The following is a 19,924-nucleotide window of genomic DNA, read 5'->3' on the forward strand; positions in this document are numbered from 1 at the left end:
ATCGGTCGCGGCCGGCACTGGTAGAATGTGCATCGCCGGTTCGCCGGCATCCATGAACGTCTTCAGGGCGGGGTGCGATTCCCCACCGGCGGTAGGTGCGCCTGGCGCGCACGAGCCCGCGAGCGCTGCGAGGGGGTGACGCCCACGCAGGTCAGCAGATCCGGTCCGATGCCGGAGCCGACGGTTGGTGCCGCATCCCGGCGCCAGAAAGTCCGGATGAAAGAAGACGACCCGCCGCGCGGCCTTGATGGTCGTGCGCGGGTCCTTTGCCTTGTGGCGTTTTTCGCTTCTGCCCCTTTGCGAGAAACGTTGATGAGTAAGTATTCGCAGATCCCTCTGCAAAAGCCCGCACATCCCTGTGCGGGGATTCAAGGAACAGCCGAGCCGGGCCGGGTTTGCCTTCGCCTGATTAAAGCAGCGGAGGCGCGCTGATGTTCACCGGGATCATCGAAGGCCTTGGCCGCCTGGCCGCCGCCACGCCGCTGGGCGGCGATACCCGCTTCACCGTCGAGGTCGGCTCGCTGCCGTTCGAGGCGGTGCAGCTGGGCGAGAGCATTGCGGTCAACGGCGTGTGCCTGACCGTGGTCGCCTTCGACGCGGACAGCTTCCAGGCCGATGCCTCGAGCGAAACCCTCTCGCTCACCACCCTGGGCGCGCTGCAGGTGGGCGCCACGCTCAACCTGGAACGGGCGATGCGCCCGACCGATCGCCTCGGCGGGCATCTGGTCAGCGGCCATGTCGATGGCCTGGGCCGGGTGCTGTCGGTGCACGCCGATGCGCGCGCCCAGCGCTGGCGCTTCGCCGCGCCGGCCAGGCTGCTCAGGTACATCGCCAGGAAGGGCTCGATCTGCGTCGATGGCGTGAGCCTGACGGTCAACGCGGTCGACGGCGATGGCTTCGAGGTCGCGCTGATTCCGCACACCGTCGCCCACACACGCTTTGCCCAGATCGGCGTGGGCGATGCGGTGAACCTGGAAATCGACCTGGTCGCGCGCTATGTCGAGCGCCTGCTCGGCGCGCGAGGAGATCAGGCATGAACTTCGCCACCGTCCCCGAACTGCTGGAAGACATCCGCGCAGGCCGCATGGTCGTGATCGTCGACGATGAGGACCGCGAGAACGAAGGCGACCTGATCATGGCCGCCGAGCTGGTCAGGCCGTCGGACATCAACTTCATGGTCACCCACGGCCGCGGCCTGGTGTGCCTGCCGCTGACCCGCGAACGCGCCGGCCAGCTCGGCCTGGCGCCGATGGTCCAGGCCAACACCGCCCAGTTCCAGACCAACTTCACCGTCAGCATCGAGGCGGCCGAGGGCGTGACCACCGGCATCTCGGCCTACGACCGCGCCCACACCATCCGCACCGCGGTCAAGCCCGACGCCAGGCCGACCGACCTGCACCAGCCGGGCCACATCTTCCCGCTGATCGCCCAGCCCGGCGGGGTCTTGACCCGCGCCGGGCATACCGAGGCCGGCGTGGACCTGGCGATGCTGGCCGGGCTGGAACCGGCGGCGGTGCTGGTGGAAATCCTCAATCCCGACGGCTCGATGGCGCGCCGCCCCGAGCTGGAAGGGTTCGCCCGCGCCCATGGCCTGAAGATCGGCTCGATCGCCGACCTGATCGCCCATCGCCTGGCCACCGAGCACACCGTCGAGCGCGTGGATGAGCGCGAGATCGACACCGAATTCGGCCCGTTCAACCTGGTCACCTACCGCGACCGGATCGCCAACGACCTGCACTTCGCCCTGGTCAGGGGCACGCCGGATGCTGCAACGCCGACCCTGGTGCGGGTCCAGGTCGAAAATCCGCTGGCCGACCTGCTGCACTGGCGGCGCGACGATTTCGGCGTGGCCGCCACCGATGCGCTGCGCGCGATCGCCGCCGAGGGCCAGGGCGTGATGGTGGTGCTGTCCGCCCCGCGCGACACCCAGGCGCTGTTGGCGCGGCTGCGCCGGCAGACCCCGCTGCCCGCGCCCGGCAAGGACAAGGACGTGGGCCAGTGGCGGCGCAACGGCGCCGGCGCGCAGATCCTGTCGGACCTGGGCCTGGGCAAGCTGCGGGTGCTGGGCACGCCGCGCCGGCAGGTGGGCTTGGCCGGATTCGGGCTGGAGGTGGTGGAAACCCTCACCGCGGCCGATCTGGCCACCACGCGCTAAACTGACCGACCCTTTTTTGGCTGCAGCGACCGATGACCCACTACGAAGGCGACCTGCGCGCGATCGAAGGCACGCGCTACGCGATCATCGCCAGCCGCTGGAACGCGCGCATCGTCGATGCGCTGGTGGCTGGCGCACGCAGGGAACTGGCCGGCAACGGCGTGGCCGAGCACCAGGTGGACGTGATCCGGGTCCCCGGTGCCTGGGAGATCCCGCTGGTGGCCGCGCGCCTGGCCCAGGCCGGCAAGCATGCCGCGCTGCTGGCGCTGGGCTGCGTGATCCGCGGCGATACCCGCCACTACCGGCAGGTGGCCGACGGCTGTGCCGAGGGCCTGATGCGGGTGCAGCTGGACTACCGCATCCCGGTGCTCAACGGGGTGCTGGCCGTGGAGGACGCGGCCGATGCCGAAGCCCGCGCCGGCGGCAGCCACGGCAACAAGGGTGAGGAAGTCGCACTGGCCGCGGTCGAGCTGGTCAACCTGCTGGAGGCGCTGCCATGAGCCGTCCCGGCCCGCGTCGCGGTGACGGCGTCGATCCGGTCCTGCGCGCCCGCGCGCGGCGGCGCGCGCTGCAGGCGATCTACGCCTGGCAGATGGCCGGCGGCACCACCCAGGGCGTGATCGCCCAGTTCGCCCATGAACAGGCGCACGAGCTCGCCGACCTGGAATATTTCGAGGACCTGGTGCGTGGGGTGATGGCGCACAGCAACGCGCTGGATCAGGCGCTGCTGCCGCACCTGGACCGGACCGTGGCCGAGGTCGACCAGATCGAACGCGCGGTGCTGCGCATCGCCGCCTACGAACTGCGCCATCGCCCCGACGTGCCCTATCGGGTGGTGATCAACGAGGCCATCGAAACCGCCAAGCGCTTTGGCGCCGAGCATGGCCACACCTACGTCAACGGCGTGCTGGACCGCGCCGCGCTGGAATGGCGCGCAGCCGAAGCCAACGCGCGCAGCCGCTGACGCTGCGCGATGGTTCCAGCTGACCTGGCCAACGGCGCGTCCGCCCCTGGCGAATTCGACCTGATCGCGCGCATCGCTGCGCGTGTGGCGCTGCGCGCGGACGTCGCGCTGGGCATCGGTGACGACGCCGCGCTGCTGGCGGTGCCGCCTGGCATGCAGCTGGTGGTCACCGCCGACACGCTCAATGCCGGCGTGCATTTTCCCGATGACACCGCGCCGGCCGACATCGGCTGGAAGGCGCTGGCGGTCAATCTTTCCGACCTGGCGGCGATGGGCGCCCGCCCGGCGTGGTGCACGCTGTCGCTGTCCTTGCCGCAGCCCGACCCACGCTGGCTGGATGGCTTCATCGACGGCTTCCTGGCGCTGGCCGCGCGCCATGACGTCAGCCTGGTCGGCGGCGACACCACGCGCGGGCCGCTGTCGATCGCGGTCACCGCGCTGGGCCATGTCGAAGCCGGCCACGCCCTGCGCCGCGATGGCGCGCGCATCGGCGACGAGGTCTGGGTGACCGGCACGCTGGGCGATGCCGCCGCGGCGCTGCAGTCGATGTGTTCCGGCGCGGCGGTGGAGCCTTCGCTGCGTGCGCGCCTGGACCGACCCACCCCAAGGGTGGAAGCCGGGCGTGCGCTGCTCGGCTTGGCCAGTGCCTGCATCGACCTGTCCGATGGCCTGCTCGCCGACCTGGGTCACCTGTGCGCGCGCAGCGGCGTTGGCGCCGAGATCGAACTCGCGCAGCTTCCAATGTCGCGTGCGCTGGCGCGCTTCAAGCACGAGGTGCGCTGGCCGTGGCAGGCCGGCGGCGGCGACGACTACGAACTGTGCTTCACCGCGCCGCCGCAGCGCGCCGAGCAGGTGCAGCAGGCGCTGGATTTGGCCGGCGTGCCCGGCGTGCGCGTGGGCCGGATCGTGGCCGGGCAGGGCGTGCAGGCGCGCGACGCGCAGGGCGCGGTGTGGACGCCGCCGCGTGCCGGCTATGCCCACTTCGGCTGATCCGTCGCTGCGACCACGGCGTCGGCAACCGACCCGCACTGAAGTGACCGGCGCCGATCGGCCAGACGCGGACAGCTCGCCCACGACCCGTGGCTGATGCGCCCGCGGTCCAGCGCCAGTCGCGCAGCCAGCATCACCCTGGCGTGGCTGATGCTGCCGGGCAGCGCTCAGACCTCATCGGCGCGGAACGCATCGCGCAGCCAGGTGATCGCGGGCCTGGCCGGATCGCCGTGGGCGTCCACCACGTCGAAACGACAGGGATGGTTGGCCCATTGCGGCTGCTGGACCAAAAACAGCTGTGCGGCGTGGACCAGCTTGCGGCGCTTGGCCTGGTCGACCGAAGCGGCGCCGCCGCCGAAGGCGTCGGTCGCGCGATAGCGCACTTCCACGAACACCAGGCAGGCGCCGCCGCGCGCGCCCCGGTCCAGCATGACCAGGTCCAGTTCGCCGCCGCGGAAGCGGACGTTGCCGGCGACGAAGGCCAGGCCGCCGCGTTCGAGCGTGGCCCGGGCTGCGGCTTCGGCCGTGTCGCCGCGTGTCCGGCGCTCAGCCACCGCCGCTGATCGGCACCGGCATGCCACCGCTGAAGGTCGCCCAGGCTGGCGCGCGCAGGACCGTGCCGAAACCGTCCACGGTCAGGGTGCCGGTGGCGCCGCGCAGGTTGGCGCCGGTGCCTTCGGCCAGCTTCTGCATGTAGGCGCTCAGCAGCCAGGCGTCGTAGCCGAAGGCGAACAGCCGCGCCGCGCCGCCGCGGGCGGTGGGCAGGGTGGCCGCGACGGTGGCCGGCGAAGGCAGGCCGGCCACGCCGCTGGCTGACCATGCCTCGGTGGGATAGATCACCCCGTCCAGCACATTGTCTTCTTCCGGCTTGCCGGTGCCCTGGATCAGCAGCGAGGTGCCCACCCGGGTCTTGCCGCCCAGGCCGGCCAGGGCCAGCTGCGGGGTCAGCGCGCGCGCGGTCGGGCCGCGCACCGCCAGGAAGATCGCATCGACGTCCTTGGCCGCCGCCGCAACCAGCGGCGCGGACAGGTCGGCCGGCGCCTCGCCCACGATGATGATGTCGGCCACCGCGCCGCCGCCTTCGGTGAAGCGCTTGCGGAAGGCGTCGGAGGCGCGCCGGCCGTTGTCGTCGTTGCCGCCGATCACCAGCACGCGCTTGCGCTCCAGCTTGAGCAGGTAGTCGGCGACGCTGACCCCCTCGGCCTCCGGCGCCAGCGAAAAGCTGGCCGCGCCGTCGGGCACTTCGGACTCGCCCCTGTTCAGGGCCAGCACCGGTACGGTCAGGGTGGGCTGGCGGAAGATCGCATCGACCTGCTCGCGGCCCAGCGGCCCGACCACCATCTCCGCGCCCTCGCTCACCGCGCGCGCATAGGCGTTGGTGGCGTCTGCCGGGCTGCTGGCGGTGTCGTAGAAGCGGATTTCCGGGCGGCGGCGGGTTTCGCCGTAGTAGCCGGCCAGCAGGCCGTCGCGCACCGGGCCGGCGGCGGTGGCCATCGGCCCGGACAGCGGCAGCAGCACCGCCAGCTTCAGCGGCGGCCGGTAGCCGTCGCGATCGGCCGGCGGGCGGCCGTTGGCGTCGAAGTTCCACCTGCTGCCGCGGTCGAACGGGCGCGGCAGCTCCAGCCCGCGTTCGAGCATGAGGTTGCCGGCCAGCGGATACAGCGGGTCGCCGAGGGCCAGGCCAGCGGTCTCGCGGGTCAGGGTGGGATTGTCCAGGCCCGCCAGCAGCGCCTGGATCTGGCGGGTGTTCTCGCTCAGGGCCTGGCCCTTGAGCCCGGAGCGCTGCGCGGCCAGGGCGCTGGCCTGGGCGAAGGCGGCGTTCTGCTCGGCACGGCTGGCCGCACTGCCGGTGCCGACCCGGGTGGTGGCGCAGCCGGCCAGGAACAGGGCCAGCAGGGCCGAGGCGAGCAGGGTGGCGGAGCGCTTTTCCATGGGCGTTCGAAGGCGGCGTGGGAGGAACGGGCTAGGATTCTACCCTTTGCCGCACGAGTGCCTTTCCCATGGCCGTCCCCACGCTCCACGTCGTCGCCACGCCGATCGGCAACCTGTCCGATCTCACCCCGCGGGCCCTGGAGACGCTGCGCACGGTCGATGCGATCTGCGCCGAGGACACCCGGCGCACCGGCCAGTTGCTCTCGCACTTCGGCCTGTCCACCCCGCTGCTGGCGCTGCACGAGCACAACGAGGAGGCCATCGCCGCGCGGATCGTGACCCGGCTGCAGCAGGGCCAGTCGCTGGCGCTGGTCTGCGACGCCGGCACGCCGCTGGTCTCCGATCCCGGCTACCGGCTGGTGCGCGCGGCGCGCGCGGCCGGGATCCGGGTCAGCCCGGTGCCCGGTGCGTGCGCGGCGATCGCCGCGCTCAGCGTGGCCGGCCTGCCGAGCGATCGGTTCGTGTTCGAAGGCTTCCTGCCGGCCAGGCCTTCGGCCCGGCGCGAGCACCTGCGCACGCTGGTCAGCGAGCCGCGCACCCTGGTGTTCTACGAATCCTCGCACCGCATCGCCGAGTCGCTGGCCGACCTGGTCGCGGTGTTCGGCGCGCAGCGCCCGGCGGCGATCGCGCGCGAACTCACCAAGCTCTTTGAAACCGTGCTCGATGGCCAGCTGGCCGCGCTGCTGGCCCAGGTGGAAGCCGACGAGAACCAGCGCAAGGGCGAGTTCGTGGTGATGGTCCAGGGCGCCACCGCCGATGCCGACGCCCGGCTGGCCGAAGGCCGCCGCGTCCACGCCCTGCTCAAGGACCACCTGCCGCCGTCCACCGCCGCCCGGCTCGCCGCCGAGATCACCGGCGCGCCGCGCAAGGCGCTGTACGGCGGCTAAGGGCCGCGCCGGCGACGCCGCAAGGCAGCAAGGGACAGGCCTGGGTAGCGGGGGTGCGGGGCAGGCCGGATCGGGTCTCGGCAGAAGGCGTGCTGCCGGCGTCGCAGCCGCGCGCGGCCAATGTCAGCGTTTCACGGCACCAGCACCGCTGCCCCGCTCAGCCGGCCTTCGCGCAGATCCGACAGCGCCTGATTGGCCTGGGCCAGCGGGTAGCGCACCACGCTGGCGTGCAGGCCGACCTTGGGCGCCAGCGCCAGGAACTGGTGCGCGTCACGGCGGGTCAGGTTGGCCACCGACACCAGTTGCCGCTCTTCCCACAGCAGTTCATACGGAAAGGACGGGATGTCGCTCATGTAGATGCCCGCGCACACCACCCGGCCGCCCTTGCGCACCGAGGCCAGGGCGGTGGGGACCAGGCTTCCGACCGGCGCGAAGATGATCGCCGCGTCCAGCAGCTGCGGCGAGGGCTGGTCCGAGGGCCCGGCCGAGCTGGCGCCTAGCGACAGGGCGAAGGCCTGCGCCGCCTGGTCGCCCGGGCGGGTGAAGGCATGCACCTGGCGGCCCTGCCAGCGCGCCACCTGCACGATCAGGTGCGCGGCGGCGCCGAAGCCGTACAGGCCCAGGCGCTGGCCTTGGCCGGCGATCACCAGCGCGCGCCAGCCGATCAGCCCGGCGCACAGCAGCGGTGCCATCTGCGCGTCGTCGCCGGCCTTGGGCAGCGGATAGGTGAAGCGGGCCTCGGCCAGCGTCAGTTCGGCGAAACCGCCGTTGCGGGTGTAGCCGGTGAAGCCGGGATGGTCGCAGAGGTTTTCGCGGTCGTCCTGGCAGTAGTCGCAGTGCTGGCAGGTATGGCCGAGCCAGCCGACCCCCACGCGCTGGCCGATCGCCAGGGATTCCACACCCGGGCCGCGCGCCACGATCCGGCCGACGATCTCGTGCCCGGGAATCAGCGGCAGGGCGGGCTGTCGCAAGTCACCGTCGACCACATGCAGGTCGGTGCGGCAGACACCACAGGCGCCGACCCGGATCAGGACCTGGCCCGGCCCAGGGACCGGATCGGGCAGTTCGGCCCATTCCAGCGGTTGCCCGGGATGGCGAAGCAGCATGGCGCGCATGGCCCGAGTATAGGCGTGCGTGGCCAGGGCCGGATCGAAAGGGCATGACAATCACGCATCTAGCATCTATGGGACAATGCGCGTGGCGGAGCTGGCTGGACAGTCGCGTCATTCGCAAGAATGCCGAGGAAAGTCCGGGCTCCACAGGGCACGGTGCCAGGTAACGCCTGGGCGGCGCGAGCCGACGGCCAGTGCAACAGAAAGCAAACCGCCGATGGCCACACCTTTCGGGTGCGGATCAGGCAAGGGTGAAATGGTGCGGTAAGAGCGCACCGCGAGTCTGGCAACAGACCGGCACGGTAAACCCCACCGGGAGCAAGACCGAATAGGGACCTCATGACGCTGCCCGCGTCGGGTCCGGGTAGGTTGCTTGAGCGTATCGGTGACGATGCGCCTAGAGGAATGACTGTCCACGACAGAACCCGGCTTACAGGCCGGCTCCGCCACTGTCTTCAGGCAACGCCCCGCTCCTTGCCAGCGCGGGGCGTTGTGTTTTCAGGCCGCCGGCCAGGCGATGTGGGTTTGGCCGTCGAACCGGCCGTCGGGCCCGAAGCGGCGTTCGGCGATCCAGCCGGTGCCATCGTGGGCGATGGCGATCAGCGTGCTGGCGCGGGTGCCGTAGCGCTCGCCGCGGATGAAGGTGGCCGAGAGCCGGCGTTCCAGGTCCAGCGGCACGCCGGTATTGGGCAAGTCCGCATCGGCGGCCAGGTGCTCGTCGGCCAGCGCCTCCCACAGGGCGGCCGGATCTTCGGCCGGGCCCTGCAGCCAGGCCTGCAGGGCCCGGCACAGCCGGCGGGTCTTGGGCCAGGGGTCGTCCAGCGGCCCGTTGGACATGCCATGCACGCCTGGGGCCACCACGCGCTGGACCGGTGTCGGCCAGTTGCCGACGTAGTGACACTGCGCGGCATCGGCCAGCAGCAGGTTGAACGGGGCGAAGCGGCCGGCCTGGTCGTGCAGTGCGGCGGCGGCGTCGGCCGCGCCCGCGCCCGCGTCGGATTTCAGAAAGTCGGCCACCAGCGCGCCGCGTGACGGAGCGCCGGGTGGGGCGGCCAGGCCCGGGTCGCGCACGTTGGTGACCACCGCCACCCGGCCCCGGGGCCCCACGCCGGCCCAACTGCCGCCGGACTGCAGGTCGCGCCCGGCGACCACGCCGGGTGCCTCGGGCCAAGGCGCCAGCGCGGCGGCGGGGCGGGCGTGGAATTCGTCGCGGTTGCCGGCCAGGACCAGGCGCCAGCGCGGGTGGGTTTTCCAGGCAAGGGCGAGCAGACACATGGCGCCATTGTTGGTGGCTTTTTGCGCAATGGCCAGCGGTGGCGCCGGCCCGAGGCGTCCCGTGGCAGCGGTCACTTCACATCCCCGGCACCCGGCTGAATTCCGGATCAGTCTCAAAATTTGAGACGAAACAGCAACTTGTGGATAAGGTTTGAACAAGTCTGTGAAGTTTTGCGCAAGCCATTGATCCGGCAGGTGATTTCCTTCGCCGTGAGTTGTTGACAACCCGATCGCCAGTGCTAGTGTGGGGACTAGTGGAAAAACCGGGGGTTCAGCGGTTTTTCGTGGTTCAATGACGGCCGGCAATGCAGTTGAAGGGCGAGGGGACGTGTTCCAGGGCGAAACCGCCATCACCGTGGATGACAAGGGCAGGCTGGCGGTTCCCACCGTCTACCGCGACCTGGTCGCGCGTGCGTGTGGCAATCGCCTGGTGCTGACCTACAACCCGTTCGAGGCCGGTGCCCTGTGGCTGTATCCGCAGGCCGCCTGGGAGCGGGTCCGTGACGAGGTCATGGCCATGCCCAACGTCAGGAAGACCGTGCGCACCCTGCAGCAGAAGCTGGTCGGCTCGGCCGCCTTCCTGGAGCCGGACGGCAACGGCCGGATCACCATCCCGCCCAGCCATCGGGCCGCGGTCGGGATCGAGAAGAAGGCCGTGCTGCTGGGCATGGGCGAGAAGTTCGAACTCTGGAGCGAGCAGGCGCACCGCGCGCAGATCCAGCAGACGTTGTCTGACGAGGATCTGGGCGAGGAACTGCTCGGACTCAGGCTGTGACGGTGGGGGCCCGGATGCGCTCCGACGCGCAGCCCGGCCACCTTCCGGTGTTGTTTGCGCAGGTCATGGACGCGCTGCAGGTGAAGGCGGACGGCATCTATCTGGACGGCACGTTCGGTCGCGGCGGCCATGCGCGCGGCGTGCTGGAACAACTCGGCCCGGGAGGCCGGCTGCTGCTGATGGACAAGGACCCCGAAGCGATCGCCCATGCGCATGCCGTGTTCGATGGCGATGCGCGGGTGTCGGTGCAGCGCGACAGCTTTGCCGAACTGGCGCAGTGGGACGCCACCGCCGGTGGCCTGGACGGGGTGCTGCTGGACCTGGGCGTGTCTTCGCCGCAGCTGGACGTGGCCGAGCGCGGATTCTCCTTCGGCAAGGACGGTCCGCTGGACATGCGCATGGATCCGGATTCGGGCCAGAGCGCCGCGCAGTGGCTGGCGCGCGCCGATGAGGGCGAGATCGCCGATGTGCTGTTCAACTACGGCCAGGAGCGCATGAGCCGGCGCATCGCCCGCACCATCGTCGCCCGCCGCGCCGAAACCCCGCTCACCCGCACCGCGCAGCTGGCCGAGCTGATCGCCAGCGTGATGCCGCGCGCCAGGCCCGGAACCGACAAGAGCCGGATCCACCCGGCCACGCGCAGCTTCCAGGCCATCCGCATCCACATCAACCGCGAGCTGGCCGACCTGGAAACGGGCCTGGACGCGGCACTGGCACGGCTCAAGGTCGGCGGACGCCTGGCGGTGATCAGCTTCCATTCGCTGGAAGACCGCATCGTCAAGCGCTTCATCGCCGGCCATGCCAAGGCGCCGGCCGGCAACCGCCGCCTGCCGGTGGCGCAGGACTTCATCCCGGCCCTGAAGATCGTCGGCGACGCGGTGCGCGCCGGGCCGGAAGAAACCGCCGCCAACCCGCGCGCCCGCAGCGCGGTGCTGCGCGTGGCCGAGAAGCTGGGAGAGCCGGGGCCCGGGACCCGGGACCCGGGACCCGGTCACGGCAAGAGCAAGACGGCTGTGGACCGGCCAGGAACCGGCTCCGGCTTTTCCCGGGTCCCGGGTCCCGGGTCCCGAGTCCCGGCTTTCCACCCCCGAGTCCCGGCTTTCCACCCCCGAGTCCCGGCTTTTGAGCGAGGCGCGGCATGACCCGGGTCCTGCTGTTCATCGTGATCGTGGCCAACATCGCCACCGCCATCGGCGTGGTGTATGCGCGCCACCAGCACCGGGTGCTGTTCGTGCAGCTCAACAAGCTGGACCGCGAGCGCGATGAGCTCAACATCGAGTTCGGCCGCCTGCAGCTGGAGCAGGCCACCGTGGGCGAAAGCACCCGGGTCGAGCAGATCGCCCGCGACCGGCTGGGCATGAAGTCGCCCGAGTCGGCCGATATCGTGGTGATCCGCCCATGAGCCTGCGCCAGGCCATCGGCCGGCGGCTGAACCGCAACGGCGAGCGCCGCGGCGCGCTGCCGCGCAACCGCAACCGCGCACGCTTCAGCCTGCGCAACCGGCTGATGCTGGTCGGCTGCACGATGGCCCTGTGCTCGGTCAGCCTGATCGGCCGGGCCGCCTACGTGCAGCTGGTCAACAGCGACTTCTACCAGAAGGAGGGCGATGCGCGCTTCATGCGCGAGATCGCCATCCCGACCTCGCGCGGCATGATCACCGACCGCAACGGCGAGCCGGTGGCGGTGTCCTCGCCGGTCGAATCAGTGTGGTGCGATCCCAAGGAGCTGATGAAGAACCCGGACCGCTTCCCCGAGCTGGCCCAGGCGCTGGGCGAGCCGCTGGACAGCCTGACCCGCCGGGTCAGCCAGAAGGCCGACCGCGAGTTCATGTACCTCAAGCGCCGGATCAACCCCGACGCGGCCAGGGCGATCGTCGCCCGCCACGTGCCGGGGGTGTATGCGCAGCGCGAGTACAAGCGCTTCTACCCGCAGGGCGAGGCGATGGCCCACATCCTGGGCTTCACCAACATCGACGACCGTGGCCAGGAAGGCCTGGAGCTGGCGTTCGACGACTGGTTGCGCGGCAAGCCGGGCCTGAAGAAGGTCATCCGCGACCAGGCCGGGCATATCGTCGAGAACATCGACCTGGTGCGCGCCGCGCAGCCAGGCAATGACCTGACCCTGAGCATCGACCGTCGCATCCAGTACCTGGCCACCCGCGAGCTGCGCAACGCGGTGGAGGAAAACCAGGCGGCCGGCGGTTCGGTGGTGATCCTGGACGTGGCCACCGGCGAGGTCATCGCCATGGCCAACCTGCCGACCTTCAACCCCAACGCCGCTGACCTTGGCAGGCCGGACGCGCACCGCAACCGGGCGGTGACCGACCTGGTCGAGCCCGGCTCGACGATGAAGCCGCTGACCGTGTCCACCGCGCTGGCCGCCGGGGTGGTGACGGCCAACACCCTGATCGATACCAATCCCGGCTACATGGCGCTCAGGGGTGGCTTCACCATCCGCGATGTGCCGCGCAACAACGGCGTGCTGACCGTGGGCGGGGTGATCACCCGCAGCTCCAACATCGGCGCGGCCAAGATCGTGGAGAAGGTGCCGGACCAGACCTTCTACGACACGGTCCGGGCCTTCGGCTACGGCAGCAAGCCGCACAGCGGTTTCCCCGGGGAAGCCACCGGCACGGTGCCCTCGCCCGGAAGCCCAGGCTGGTACGGCACCACCAAGACCACCATGTCCTACGGCTACGGCCTGAACGTGTCGCCGCTGCAGATTGCACGCGCCTACGCCACCATCGGCAACGGCGGCCAGCTAGTGACGCCGACCTTCGTCAAGGGCATGCGCAACGAGAATGCCGTGCAGGTGGTCCCGGCTGAAGTGGCCCGCCAGGTCATCGCGATGATGGAGACCGTGGTCACCCAGGGCGGCGCGAAAGACGCGGCGATCCCCGGCTACCACGTGGCCGGCAAGACCGGGACCGCGCGCATCGCCGCCGGCGGCAGCTATGCCTCGGGCCACTACACCGCGCTGTTCGCCGGGCTGGTGCCGGCCACCCATCCGCGCTACGTGATGGTCACGGTGATCCGCGATCCGCAGGCCGGCAAGTACTACGGCGGCCTGGTCTCGGCGCCGGTGTTCCACAACGTCATGGAAGGCACCCTGCGCCTGATGGACGTGCCGCCGGACGATATCGACAGCTGGCTGGCGATGCAGGCCAGGGACGAAGCCAGGCGCGCCGCGCAGGCACCCAGGCGCGCGCCAGCCACGCTCGCCGCGCTGCCCAGGCCGTTGCCCGCACCGATCCAGGCCGAGACCGAAGCGGCCCTGCCCAGGAGCCTGGAATGAGCCGCGCCATGGCCCTGTCTGCGCTGCTGCCGGACGTGCCCGCCATCCCGGCGGGGGTGGTCGTGCACGGCCTGACCCAGGACAGCCGCAGCGTGCGCGCCGGTGATGCCTTCGTGGCGATCGGCCCGGTCGACAACAGCGCCTCCAGCTGGCACGGACTGGGCTTTGTCGAGCAGGCGCGTGCGCGCGGCGCAGTGGCGATCCTGTTCGAACCGCCGGCCCCGGAGTCGCTGCCCGCACCAGCCGATGCGATCGCCGTGCCCGGCCTGCGTGCGCGCCTGGGGGCGCTGGCCGACACCTTCTACGGCCACCCCTCGCAGCAGATGACGATGGTCGGTGTCACCGGCACCAACGGCAAGACCTCCACCGTGCAGCTGCTGAGCCAGGCCTGGCACCTGCGCGGCACCGTGAGCGGCAGCATCGGCACGTTGGGCGCGGGCCTGTACGGCCAGCTGCGGCCGACCGGCTTCACCACACCGCTGGTGCTCGAGCTGCATGCGCTGCTGGCCCAGTTGCACGATGCCGGCGCACAGGCGATCGCGATGGAAGTCAGCTCGCACGCGCTGGCCCAGACCCGCGTGGACGGCGTGCATTTCGACGTGGCGGTGTTCACCAACCTCAGCCGCGATCACCTGGACTACCACGGCGACATGGAGCGCTACGGCGCGGCCAAGGCGCGGCTGTTCCAGCGCCCGGGGCTGAAGGCGGCGGTGATCAACCTGGACGATGGCTTCGGCGCGACCCTGGCGGGCACGCTGGCCGGGGACGTGCAGCTGGTCGGGGTCAGCGCCCATGGCGCGGCCGCTGCCCGCGTGCAGGCGCGCGAGGTGGTGCTGGACAACGCCGGGATCGGTTTCGACCTGGTGATCGGCGCCACCACCCATCCGGTGCGCTCGCCACTGCTGGGCCGTTTCAACGTCGACAACCTGCTGGCCGTGGCCGGCGTGCTGCTGGCCACCGGCGATGCGCCGGCGCAGATCGCGCGCACGCTTACGCAGCTGCAGCCGATCCACGGCCGCATGAACCGCCTCGGCGGCGTCGATGGCCAGCCGCTGGTGGTGATCGACTACGCGCATACACCCGACGCGCTGGCGCAGGCCCTGACCAGCCTGCGCGCGCACGTGGCCGGCCGGCTGATCTGCGTGTTCGGCTGCGGTGGCCAGCGCGATGCCGGCAAGCGTCCGCAGATGGCCAGGATCGCGCAGGACCATGCCGATGTGGTGATCGTCACCGACGACAATCCGCGCCACGAAGACGGCGAGGCGATCGTGGCCGACATCCTCGCCGGCTTCTCCGACGATGCGGTCTACGCCGTGCAGCGCGATCGCGCCGCGGCCATCGCCCGCGCCATCGGCCAAGCCAGGGCCGGCGACATCGTCCTGATCGCCGGCAAGGGCCACGAGCCCTATCAGGACATCGGCGGGGTCAAGCAGGCCTTCGATGACACCGTGCAGGCCCGCATCGCCCTGCAGGCGCGCGCGCCGGACCCTGCGCAGGTGCGGCGATGAACCGGCTTGCGCTCTCGCTCATCGCCCACCTGGCCGGCGGCCACCTGCACGGCGAGGACACCACGGTGGACGCAGTGTCCAACGACACCCGCGCGCTGCGCAGCGGCAGCCTGTACGTGGCCCTGCGTGGCGAGCGCTTTGATGGGCACGACTTTGTCGCCGCGGCCGCACAGGCTGGCGCGGCGGCGCTGCTGGTCGAGCACCCGGTCCAATCCGAGCTGCCGCAGGTGATCGTGGCCGATGCCCAGCTGGCCCTGGCCCGGCTTGCCGCCGGCCTGCAGCGCGACCGCAGCGGCAAGGTCGTGGCGATCACCGGCAGCAACGGCAAGACCAGCGTCAAGATGCTGGTGAGCGCCATCCTGCAGCGCGCCGGCCAGACCTATTCCAGCCCCGGCAATCGCAACAACGAGATCGGCCTGCCGCTGGCGGTGATCGAGGCGCCGGACCAGGCCGAGTTCGCCGTCTACGAAATGGGCGCCGGCAAGCCGGGCGACATCGCCTACCTGACCCGGATCGCGCGCCCGGACGTGGCCCTGGTCAACAACGTCGCCGCCGCGCACCTGGAACGCCTGGGCAGCCTGCTGGGCGTGGCCCAAACCAAGGGCGCGATCTACAGCGCGCTGCCGGCCGATGGGGTGGCGGTGATCAACGCCGACGACGCCTTCGGCGAATACTTCGCCGCCCTGGTCCCGGGCCGGCGGGTGCTGCGCTTCGGCCTGGAATCCAGCGCCGAGGTCAGCGCTCGCGCGGTCATGACCGATGCCCAGGGCTCGCGCTTCACCCTGGTCAGCCCGGACGGTGAAGCCCCGGTCGCGCTGGCCCTGCCGGGCCGCCACAACGTGCGCAACGCGCTGGCCGCGGCGGCCATCGCGCTGGGCTGCGGGGTGCCGCTGGCGGTGATCGCCGAAGGCCTGGCCGCCGCCCGACCGGTCGCCGGCCGGCTCCTGGCCCATCGGCTGGACCGTGGCGCGATGCTGATCGATGACAGCTACAACGCCAATCCCGCCTCGCTCGATGCGGCCATCGCCACCCTGGCTGCCGCGACCAGACAGGGCTGGCTGGTGCTGGGCGACATGCGCGAACTGGGCCCGGAAGCCGCCACGCTGCACGCTGCCGCGGGCGCCCGTGCCCGGCAGGCCGGCATCGCCCGGCTGTATGCGCTGGGGCCGCTCAGTGCCCATGCCGCCCACGCCTTCGGCGAAGGGGCGCGCGTGTTCGACAGTCATGCCGCGCTGGCCCAGGCCCTGCAGCACGATCTGCAACAGATCGCAGACCCGGACCCGGGACCCGGAACCCGCGAGAAGCAGGCGCAAACGCTGTCCGTCGCGCCTGCGCAAGCTGCTGTTCCGGGTCCCGGGTCCCGGGTCCCGGGTCCCGTGCTTCTGATCAAGGGCTCCCGTGGCAGTGCCATGGACCGCATCGTGTCGGCGCTGCTTCCGGCCGCACCCGCGCACTCGTCGGGAGGCACCGCGCATGCTGCTTGAACTGACCCGTTGGCTGACCCAGTTGGAGAGCCTGTTCGCGCTGTTCAACTACATCACCCTGCGCGGGATCCTGGCGGCGCTGACCTCGTTGTTCCTGTCGCTGTGGCTGGGCCCGGCGGTGATCCGCCGGCTGGCCCAGTTCAAGGGGGGGCAGCCGATCCGCAGCGACGGCCCGCAATCGCACTTCTCCAAGGCCGGCACCCCGACCATGGGCGGCTCGCTGATCCTGGTGACGGTGTTGCTGTCGGTGATGCTGTGGGGCGACCTGCGCAACCGCTACGTGTGGCTGGTGCTGGTGGTGATGCTCGGCTTCGGTGCAATCGGCTGGTATGACGACTGGATCAAGATCGTCAGGCGCGATCCCAATGGCTTGAAGTCGCGCTGGAAGTACCTGCTGCAGTCGATCTTCGGCCTGGCCGCGGGCCTCTTCCTGTGGCACACCGCCGATGTCGCCGCCGCGACCACCTTCTACATCCCGCTGTTCAAGGCCGTGGCCCTGCCGCTGGCCGGGGTGGGCTTCATCGCCATCGCCTACTTCTGGATCGTCGGTTTCTCCAACGCGGTCAACCTGACCGACGGCCTGGATGGCCTGGCGATCATGCCCACGGTGATGGTGGCCTGCGCGCTGGGCGTGTTCGCCTATGCCTCGGGCAATGCGGTGTTTTCCAGCTATCTGCAGATCCCGCAGGTGCCCGGCGCCGGCGAGCTGGTGATCATCTGCACCGCCATCGCCGGTGCCGGCCTGGGTTTTTTGTGGTTCAACACCTATCCGGCCATGGTGTTCATGGGCGACATCGGCGCGCTGGCCCTGGGCGCGGTCCTGGGCACCATCGCGGTGATCGTGCGCCAGGAGCTGGTGCTGGTGATCATGGGCGGGATCTTTGTCATCGAGACGCTGTCGGTGATGATCCAGGTCGCCTCGTTCAAGCTGACCGGCAAGCGGGTCTTCCGCATGGCGCCGATCCACCACCATTTCGAGCTCAAGGGTTGGCCGGAACCGCGCGTGATCGTGCGCTTCTGGATCATCACGGTGATCCTGGTGCTCGTCGGTCTGGCCACATTGAAGGTGCGCTGATGAACGACCATCGCAGGCAGGCCACGCGCCTGGAATCCATCGTCGGCCAGTACGATTTCTGGCTGGCCAGCGCCGTTGCCGCCCTGATCTCGGTGGGCGTGGTGATGGTGGCCTCCAGTTCCATCGCCATGGCCAGTACGCCGTTCTACTACCTGACCCGCCACGTCCTGTTCGTGGGCCTGGGCCTGGGGCTGGCCTGGGCGGCCATGCGCATGGAGCTGAAGACCATCGAGAAGTACAACCGGCTGCTGCTGATCGGCTGCGTGCTGCTGCTGTTGCTGGTGTTCGTCCCGGGGCTTGGGGTGAAGGTCAACGGCGCGCGGCGCTGGATCAACCTGCTGGTCACCCGCTTCCAGACGGTCGAAGCGGTCAAGGTGCTCTACATCGTCTGGCTGGCCAGCTACCTGGTGCGCTTCCGCGATGAGGTCAACGCCACCTGGCCGGCGATGCTCAAGCCGCTGGGCGTGGCGGTGCTGCTGATCGCGCTGCTGCTGGCGCAGCCGGACTTCGGTTCGTCCACCCTGCTGCTGGGCATCACCGCCGGCATGCTGGTGCTGGGCGGGGTCAACCTGCCGCGCATGTCGATGCCGGTGCTGGTTGCGCTGCCGGGGCTGGTGGCGCTGGTGGTGTTCGAACCCTACCGCATGCGCCGGGTGACCTCGTTCCTGGATCCGTGGGCCGACCAGCTGGGCTCGGGCTACCAGCTGTCCAACGCGCTGATGGCCATCGGCCGCGGCCAGTGGACCGGGGTCGGGCTGGGCAGTTCGGTGCAGAAGCTCAACTACCTGCCCGAGGCGCACACCGACTTCATCTTCTCGGTGATCGGCGAGGAGCTTGGCTTTGCCGGGGTGTGCGCCGTCATCGGCCTGTACGCGCTGCTGGTTGGCCGCGCCTGCTACATCGGCTATCGCTGCGTGGAGATGCGCCGCCACTTCGCCGGCTACATCGCCTTCGGCATCGCCCTGTGGATCGGCATGCAGGCCTTCGTCTCGGTCGGCGTGAACCTGGGCATGCTGCCGACCAAGGGCCTGACCCTGCCGCTGATCTCCTCCGGTGGTTCGTCGGTGCTGATGACCTGCGCGGCGATGGGCCTGCTGCTGCGCGTGTCGTATGAGTTGAGCCGGGCCGAGAGGCAGGTCGCCCTGCTGCGTGGGGAAGCGGCGCCGCCGCCGGCCGATGGCAGCAAGCCTTCGCCTTCGCCCGCCCCTGCGGCCCCTGTCGCAGCGGCGGCCGCGACCACCCGCGGCAGCAGTCGCCTGACCTCGCGCATCGAGCCCACCTTCGAGAGGATCGGATGAGTGTTCACGCCACTGCCTCGCAAAAGTCCGCACCTGCCGGTGTGCAGATGCAAGAGGAGCATCCGGTGATGATCCTGGCCGGCGGCACCGGAGGCCACATCTTCCCGGCGCTGGCCGTGGCCAAGGTGCTGCGCGCGCGTAACGTGCCGGTGGTGTGGCTGGGCGCGGACGGGCAGATGGAAACGCGGCTGGTGCCGCAGCACGACATCGCCCTGGACACCATCGCGGTCAGGGGCCTGCGCGGCAAGGGCGCCCTGGCCCTGCTGGGCGCGCCACTGCGCGTGCTGGGCGCGGTCAAGGCCGCCGCTGCGGTGCTGCGCCGGCGCGATCCGCGCGTGGTGATCAGCTTCGGTGGCTACGCCGCCGGCCCCGGTGGCCTGGCCGCACGCCTGCAAGGCCGTCCGCTGCTGGTGCACGAACAGAACCGCGCGCCGGGGATGACCAACAAGGTCCTGTCCAGGTTCGCCCGGCGGGTGTTGACCGGCTTCCCGGGCAGCTTCGCCGCGCGCGAGGAAGCGGTCGGCAACCCGGTGCGCGCCGAGATCGCGGCCATCGCCGCGCCCGACCAGCGCCTGGCCGATCGCAACGGCCCGCTGCGCCTGCTGGTGCTGGGCGGCAGCCAGGGTGCGCGCGTCTTGAACAGCGCCGTGCCGCAGGCCCTGGCCGCGTTGAAGCTGCCGGCGCAGGTGCGCCACCAGTGCGGCGAAAAACTGCGCGCCGAGGCCGATGCGGCCTACGCCCAGGCCGGCGTCCAGGCCAGCGTGGAAAGCTTCATCGCCGACATGGCCGGCGCCTATGCATGGGCCGATCTGGTGGTGTGCCGGGCCGGTGCCTCGACCCTGGCCGAGCTGTGCGCGGCCGGGGTCGGCAGCGTGCTGGTGCCCTTCGCCGCCGCGGTCGACGACCACCAGACCCGCAACGCCCGCTACCTGGTCGAACATGGCGCCGCGGTCCTGCTCAAGCAGGACGACAGCTTGGGCGTGCAGCTGCAGCGGGTGCTGGCGGTGTTGTCGGCCGATGCACCGCGCCGCCTGGACATGGCCACCGCCGCGCGCCGCCTGGCGCGTCCCGATGCCGCAGAGCGCATCGCAGACATCATTCTGGAGGAGGCCGCATGAAGACGGGACTCGGGACTCGGGACTGGGGACTCGAAAAAGCGGCGCCCGCGCGTGCCA

General features: G+C 70.7%; 20 protein-coding genes, 1 other RNA gene and 1 riboswitch. Of the genes, 17 read left to right on the plus strand and 4 right to left on the minus strand.

Annotated elements, in window-relative coordinates:
• Positions 1 to 54 precede the first annotated feature (54 nt).
• Positions 55 to 232: riboswitch (FMN riboswitch) on the plus strand.
• From DSC_RS16455 to thiL, 6 genes are all read left to right on the plus strand, one after another.
• The gene (locus tag DSC_RS16455; protein ID WP_148268071.1) at positions 217 to 432 is read left to right on the plus strand and encodes a hypothetical protein; all 216 of its coding nucleotides are present in this window, start codon (positions 217 to 219) and stop codon (positions 430 to 432) included. It overlaps the preceding riboswitch by 16 nt.
• Positions 432 to 1,037, plus strand: coding sequence for a riboflavin synthase (locus DSC_RS01730; protein WP_014159389.1), 606 nt, complete (start codon positions 432 to 434; stop codon positions 1,035 to 1,037). Before DSC_RS16455 ends, DSC_RS01730 begins: the two co-directional genes overlap by 1 nt.
• Entirely contained in the window at positions 1,034 to 2,155 is a 1,122-nt protein-coding gene (gene ribB, locus DSC_RS01735) for a 3,4-dihydroxy-2-butanone-4-phosphate synthase (protein WP_014159390.1), read from the plus strand. Before DSC_RS01730 ends, ribB begins: the two co-directional genes overlap by 4 nt.
• Before the next feature lie 32 nt (positions 2,156 to 2,187).
• A complete protein-coding gene (gene ribH / locus DSC_RS01740; RefSeq protein WP_014159391.1) occupies positions 2,188 to 2,655 on the plus strand; it encodes a 6,7-dimethyl-8-ribityllumazine synthase in 468 nt (155 codons plus the stop codon).
• Positions 2,652 to 3,119: a transcription antitermination factor NusB gene (gene nusB / locus DSC_RS01745; RefSeq protein ID WP_014159392.1), complete on the plus strand. Its 468-nt coding sequence runs from the start codon at positions 2,652 to 2,654 to the stop codon at positions 3,117 to 3,119. The genes ribH and nusB overlap by 4 nt, the downstream gene beginning before the upstream one ends.
• Before the next feature lie 9 nt (positions 3,120 to 3,128).
• Complete coding sequence (gene thiL, locus DSC_RS01750; protein WP_014159393.1) at positions 3,129 to 4,109, plus strand: thiamine-phosphate kinase; 981 nt, start codon at positions 3,129 to 3,131, stop codon at positions 4,107 to 4,109.
• A gap of 167 nt (positions 4,110 to 4,276) precedes the next feature.
• Here thiL and DSC_RS01755 read toward each other — a convergent pair whose 3' ends face one another.
• On the minus strand, positions 4,277 to 4,663 hold the full coding sequence (locus DSC_RS01755; protein ID WP_014159394.1) for a YraN family protein: 387 nt from the start codon (positions 4,661 to 4,663) through the stop codon (positions 4,277 to 4,279).
• Positions 4,656 to 6,041, minus strand: coding sequence for a penicillin-binding protein activator (locus DSC_RS01760; protein WP_014159395.1), 1,386 nt, complete (start codon positions 6,039 to 6,041; stop codon positions 4,656 to 4,658). The genes DSC_RS01755 and DSC_RS01760 overlap by 8 nt, the downstream gene beginning before the upstream one ends.
• A 68-nt stretch (positions 6,042 to 6,109) precedes the next feature.
• Here DSC_RS01760 and rsmI point away from each other — a divergent pair, with 68 nt between their 5' ends.
• Entirely contained in the window at positions 6,110 to 6,928 is an 819-nt protein-coding gene (gene rsmI / locus DSC_RS01765; protein WP_014159396.1) for a 16S rRNA (cytidine(1402)-2'-O)-methyltransferase, read from the plus strand.
• A 131-nt stretch (positions 6,929 to 7,059) separates the two neighbouring features.
• Here rsmI and DSC_RS01770 read toward each other — a convergent pair whose 3' ends face one another.
• A complete protein-coding gene (locus DSC_RS01770; RefSeq protein WP_043290327.1) occupies positions 7,060 to 8,043 on the minus strand; it encodes a zinc-dependent alcohol dehydrogenase family protein in 984 nt (327 codons plus the stop codon).
• 87 nt (positions 8,044 to 8,130) lie between these two features.
• Between DSC_RS01770 and rnpB the strand changes: the two genes are divergently transcribed.
• An RNA gene (rnpB, locus tag DSC_RS15825) (RNase P RNA component class A) lies at positions 8,131 to 8,489 on the plus strand.
• Positions 8,490 to 8,538: 49 nt separating this feature from the next.
• On the opposite strand, the gene DSC_RS01775 is transcribed toward rnpB, so the two are convergent.
• Positions 8,539 to 9,315, minus strand: a complete 777-nt coding sequence (locus tag DSC_RS01775) for an NRDE family protein (protein ID WP_043290858.1) — start codon at positions 9,313 to 9,315, stop codon at positions 8,539 to 8,541.
• Positions 9,316 to 9,607: 292 nt separating this feature from the next.
• Between DSC_RS01775 and DSC_RS01780 the strand changes: the two genes are divergently transcribed.
• The 9 genes from DSC_RS01780 (at position 9,608) to murG (ending at position 19,867) form a co-directional block, all read left to right on the plus strand.
• Complete coding sequence (locus DSC_RS01780) at positions 9,608 to 10,090, plus strand: division/cell wall cluster transcriptional repressor MraZ (RefSeq protein WP_122230062.1); 483 nt, start codon at positions 9,608 to 9,610, stop codon at positions 10,088 to 10,090.
• A gap of 14 nt (positions 10,091 to 10,104) precedes the next feature.
• Positions 10,105 to 11,232: a 16S rRNA (cytosine(1402)-N(4))-methyltransferase RsmH gene (gene rsmH / locus DSC_RS01785; protein WP_014159400.1), complete on the plus strand. Its 1,128-nt coding sequence runs from the start codon at positions 10,105 to 10,107 to the stop codon at positions 11,230 to 11,232.
• Entirely contained in the window at positions 11,229 to 11,492 is a 264-nt protein-coding gene (gene ftsL, locus DSC_RS01790) for a cell division protein FtsL (RefSeq protein WP_014159401.1), read from the plus strand. Before rsmH ends, ftsL begins: the two co-directional genes overlap by 4 nt.
• A gap of 104 nt (positions 11,493 to 11,596) precedes the next feature.
• Positions 11,597 to 13,384, plus strand: coding sequence for a peptidoglycan D,D-transpeptidase FtsI family protein (locus tag DSC_RS01795; protein ID WP_043290859.1), 1,788 nt, complete (start codon positions 11,597 to 11,599; stop codon positions 13,382 to 13,384).
• Positions 13,381 to 14,892, plus strand: coding sequence for a UDP-N-acetylmuramoyl-L-alanyl-D-glutamate--2,6-diaminopimelate ligase (locus tag DSC_RS01800; protein WP_014159403.1), 1,512 nt, complete (start codon positions 13,381 to 13,383; stop codon positions 14,890 to 14,892). Before DSC_RS01795 ends, DSC_RS01800 begins: the two co-directional genes overlap by 4 nt.
• Positions 14,889 to 16,376, plus strand: coding sequence for a UDP-N-acetylmuramoyl-tripeptide--D-alanyl-D-alanine ligase (locus DSC_RS01805; RefSeq protein ID WP_014159404.1), 1,488 nt, complete (start codon positions 14,889 to 14,891; stop codon positions 16,374 to 16,376). The genes DSC_RS01800 and DSC_RS01805 overlap by 4 nt, the downstream gene beginning before the upstream one ends.
• Positions 16,366 to 17,451 (plus strand): phospho-N-acetylmuramoyl-pentapeptide-transferase, encoded by a 1,086-nt coding sequence (mraY, locus tag DSC_RS01810; RefSeq protein ID WP_014159405.1) that lies wholly within the window; start codon positions 16,366 to 16,368, stop codon positions 17,449 to 17,451. The genes DSC_RS01805 and mraY overlap by 11 nt, the downstream gene beginning before the upstream one ends.
• On the plus strand, positions 17,451 to 18,749 hold the full coding sequence (gene ftsW / locus DSC_RS01815) for a putative lipid II flippase FtsW (RefSeq protein WP_014159406.1): 1,299 nt from the start codon (positions 17,451 to 17,453) through the stop codon (positions 18,747 to 18,749). The genes mraY and ftsW overlap by 1 nt, the downstream gene beginning before the upstream one ends.
• A complete protein-coding gene (gene murG / locus DSC_RS01820) occupies positions 18,746 to 19,867 on the plus strand; it encodes an undecaprenyldiphospho-muramoylpentapeptide beta-N-acetylglucosaminyltransferase (protein ID WP_043290860.1) in 1,122 nt (373 codons plus the stop codon). The genes ftsW and murG overlap by 4 nt, the downstream gene beginning before the upstream one ends.
• The last annotated feature ends 57 nt before the right edge of the window (positions 19,868 to 19,924 follow it).

Source organism: Pseudoxanthomonas spadix BD-a59 (assembly GCF_000233915.3).
GTDB lineage: Bacteria > Pseudomonadota > Gammaproteobacteria > Xanthomonadales > Xanthomonadaceae > Pseudoxanthomonas_A > Pseudoxanthomonas_A spadix.

Bases quoted from the DNA above. Each gene is read 5' to 3' on its own strand.
- DSC_RS16455 (WP_148268071.1), top strand. From the start codon at position 217: ATGAAAGAAGACGACCCGCCGCGCGGCCTTGATGGTCGTGCGCGGGTC.
- DSC_RS01730 (WP_014159389.1), top strand. From the start codon at position 432: ATGTTCACCGGGATCATCGAAGGCCTTGGCCGCCTGGCCGCCGCCACG.
- ribB (WP_014159390.1), top strand. From the start codon at position 1,034: ATGAACTTCGCCACCGTCCCCGAACTGCTGGAAGACATCCGCGCAGGC.
- ribH (WP_014159391.1), top strand. From the start codon at position 2,188: ATGACCCACTACGAAGGCGACCTGCGCGCGATCGAAGGCACGCGCTAC.
- nusB (WP_014159392.1), top strand. From the start codon at position 2,652: ATGAGCCGTCCCGGCCCGCGTCGCGGTGACGGCGTCGATCCGGTCCTG.
- thiL (WP_014159393.1), top strand. From the start codon at position 3,129: ATGGTTCCAGCTGACCTGGCCAACGGCGCGTCCGCCCCTGGCGAATTC.
- DSC_RS01760 (WP_014159395.1), bottom strand. From the start codon at position 6,041: ATGGAAAAGCGCTCCGCCACCCTGCTCGCCTCGGCCCTGCTGGCCCTG.
- rsmI (WP_014159396.1), top strand. From the start codon at position 6,110: ATGGCCGTCCCCACGCTCCACGTCGTCGCCACGCCGATCGGCAACCTG.
- DSC_RS01770 (WP_043290327.1), bottom strand. From the start codon at position 8,043: ATGCGCGCCATGCTGCTTCGCCATCCCGGGCAACCGCTGGAATGGGCC.
- DSC_RS01775 (WP_043290858.1), bottom strand. From the start codon at position 9,315: ATGTGTCTGCTCGCCCTTGCCTGGAAAACCCACCCGCGCTGGCGCCTG.
- DSC_RS01780 (WP_122230062.1), top strand. From the start codon at position 9,608: ATGACGGCCGGCAATGCAGTTGAAGGGCGAGGGGACGTGTTCCAGGGC.
- rsmH (WP_014159400.1), top strand. From the start codon at position 10,105: ATGCGCTCCGACGCGCAGCCCGGCCACCTTCCGGTGTTGTTTGCGCAG.
- ftsL (WP_014159401.1), top strand. From the start codon at position 11,229: ATGACCCGGGTCCTGCTGTTCATCGTGATCGTGGCCAACATCGCCACC.
- DSC_RS01795 (WP_043290859.1), top strand. From the start codon at position 11,597: ATGCTGGTCGGCTGCACGATGGCCCTGTGCTCGGTCAGCCTGATCGGC.
- DSC_RS01800 (WP_014159403.1), top strand. From the start codon at position 13,381: ATGAGCCGCGCCATGGCCCTGTCTGCGCTGCTGCCGGACGTGCCCGCC.
- DSC_RS01805 (WP_014159404.1), top strand. From the start codon at position 14,889: ATGAACCGGCTTGCGCTCTCGCTCATCGCCCACCTGGCCGGCGGCCAC.
- mraY (WP_014159405.1), top strand. From the start codon at position 16,366: ATGCTGCTTGAACTGACCCGTTGGCTGACCCAGTTGGAGAGCCTGTTC.
- ftsW (WP_014159406.1), top strand. From the start codon at position 17,451: ATGAACGACCATCGCAGGCAGGCCACGCGCCTGGAATCCATCGTCGGC.
- murG (WP_043290860.1), top strand. From the start codon at position 18,746: ATGAGTGTTCACGCCACTGCCTCGCAAAAGTCCGCACCTGCCGGTGTG.